At 56.6% G+C, this 2,500-nt stretch carries 1 rRNA gene (only partly in view); it reads left to right on the plus strand.

Features of this window, described 5'->3' with window-relative positions:
* Positions 1-2,490: ribosomal RNA gene (locus ETD85_RS60025) — 23S ribosomal RNA — on the plus strand; it begins 617 nt to the left of the window's first position.
* Positions 2,491-2,500 lie beyond the last annotated feature (10 nt).

Here is a 2,500-nt window from a genome sequence, read left to right on the forward strand (position 1 = left end):
CGTAGGAGCTTACAAGGATTCGTCCTTGTGTGATGTGACTGCGTGCCTTTTGAAGAATGAGCCTGCGAGTTATGGTGTGTGGCGAGGTTAACCCGTGTGGGGGAGCCGTAGCGAAAGCGAGTCTGAAGAGGGCGTTTGAGTCGCATGCTGTAGACCCGAAGCGGAGTGATCTACGCATGGGCAGGTTGAAGCTCAGGTAAGACTGGGTGGAGGACCGAACCCACCAGGGTTGAAAACCTGGGGGATGACCTGTGTGTAGGGGTGAAAGGCCAATCAAACTCCGTGATAGCTGGTTCTCCCCGAAATGCATTTAGGTGCAGCGTCGCGTGTTTCTTGCCGGAGGTAGAGCACTGGATGGCTAATGGGCCCGACAAGGTTACTGACGTCAGCCAAACTCCGAATGCCGGTAAGTGAGAGCGTGGCAGTGAGACTGCGGGCGATAAGGTTCGTAGTCGAGAGGGAAACAGCCCAGATCACCGACTAAGGCCCCTAAGCGTGTGCTAAGTGGGAAAGGATGTGGAGTCGCAGAGACAACCAGGAGGTTGGCTTAGAAGCAGCCACCCTTGAAAGAGTGCGTAATAGCTCACTGGTCAAGTGATTCCGCGCCGACAATGTAGCGGGGCTCAAGTACACCGCCGAAGTCGTGGCATTGATGCAGATTCGTCTGTGTTGATGGGTAGGGGAGCGTCGTGCAGCCGGCGAAGCAGCAGAGTGATCTAGTTGTGGAGGCTGTGCGAGTGAGAATGCAGGCATGAGTAGCGAATCGAGGGTGAGAAACCCTCGCGCCGGATGACCAAGGGTTCCTGGGCCAGGCTAATCCGCCCAGGGTAAGTCGGGACCTAAGGCGAGGCCGACAGGCGTAGTCGATGGACAACGGGTTGATATTCCCGTACCCGCTTCAATGCGCCCATATCGAACCTCGTGATGCTAAGAGTCCTTAGCTCGCCTAAAGCCTTCGGGCTTGGGGTCAGAGTGAACGCTCGATCCGATCGGGTAGTAGGTAAGCGATGGGGTGACGCAGGAAGGTAGTCCAACCCAGGCGATGGTTGTCCTGGGGTAAGCATGTAGCCCGTGTTGTAGGCAAATCCGCAACACTTGTGGGTGAGATGTGATGCCGAGCCGATTGTGGTGAAGTGGATGATCCTATGCTGCCGAGAAAAGCCTCTAGTGAGTGTTGTGGCGGCCCGTACCCTAAACCGACTCAGGTGGTCAGGTAGAGAATACCAAGGCGATCGGGTGAACTGTGGTTAAGGAACTCGGCAAATTGCCCCCGTAACTTCGGGAGAAGGGGGACCTCTGCTGGTGATCAGATTAGCTCTGGGAGCTGGTGGGGGTCGCAGTGGCCAGGGGGAAGCGACTGTTTACTAAAAACACAGGTCCGTGCGAAGTCGTAAGACGATGTATACGGACTGACGCCTGCCCGGTGCCGGAACGTTAAGGGGACCGCTTAGCCAGCGCAAGTTGGCGAAGGTGAGAACTTAAGCGCCGGTAAACGGCGGTGGTAACTATAACCATCCTAAGGTAGCGAAATTCCTTGTCGGGTAAGTTCCGACCTGCACGAATGGCGTAACGACTTCCCCGCTGTCTCAACCGCAGACCCGGCGAAATTGCACTACGAGTAAAGATGCTCGTTTCGCGCAGCAGGACGGAAAGACCCCGGGACCTTCACTACAGCTTGACATTGGCGTTTGGAACGTCTTGTGTAGGATAGGTGGGAGACTGGGAAGCTGTCACGCTAGTGATGGTGGAGTCATTGGTGAAATACCACTCTGGTCGTTTTGAACGTCTAACTCTGGTCCGTGATCCGGATCGGGGACAGTGTCTGGTGGGTAGTTTAACTGGGGCGGTTGCCTCCTAAAGAGTAACGGAGGCGCCCAAAGGTTCCCTCAGCCTGGTTGGCAATCAGGTGTCGAGTGTAAGTGCACAAGGGAGCTTGACTGTGAGACTGACGGGTCGAGCAGGAGCGAAAGCTGGGACTAGTGATCCGGCATCGGCGTGTGGAAGCGGTGTCGCTCAACGGCTAAAAGGTACCCCGGGGATAACAGGCTGATCTTCCCCAAGAGTCCATATCGACGGGATGGTTTGGCACCTCGATGTCGGCTCGTCGCATCCTGGGGCTGGAGTAGGTCCCAAGGGTTGGGCTGTTCGCCCATTAAAGCGGTACGCGAGCTGGGTTTAGAACGTCGCGAGACAGTTCGGTCCCTATCCGCTGCGCGCGCAGGAGACTTGAAAGGGGCTGTCCCTAGTACGAGAGGACCGGGACGGACGAACCTCTGGTGTGCCAGTTGTACCGCCAGGTGCACGGCTGGTTGGCTACGTTCGGAAGGGATAACCGCTGAAAGCATCTAAGCGGGAAGCTCGCCTTGAGATGAGGTCTCCCACCATGAGAGTGGGTAAGGCTCCCGGTAGACGACCGGGTTGATAGGCCGGAGGTGGAAGCACGGTAACGTGTGGAGCTGACCGGTACTAATAGGCCGAGGACTTGACCACAAAGCATACT

It is taken from the genome of Nonomuraea zeae, assembly GCF_005889725.1.
Taxonomy (GTDB): domain Bacteria; phylum Actinomycetota; class Actinomycetes; order Streptosporangiales; family Streptosporangiaceae; genus Nonomuraea; species Nonomuraea zeae.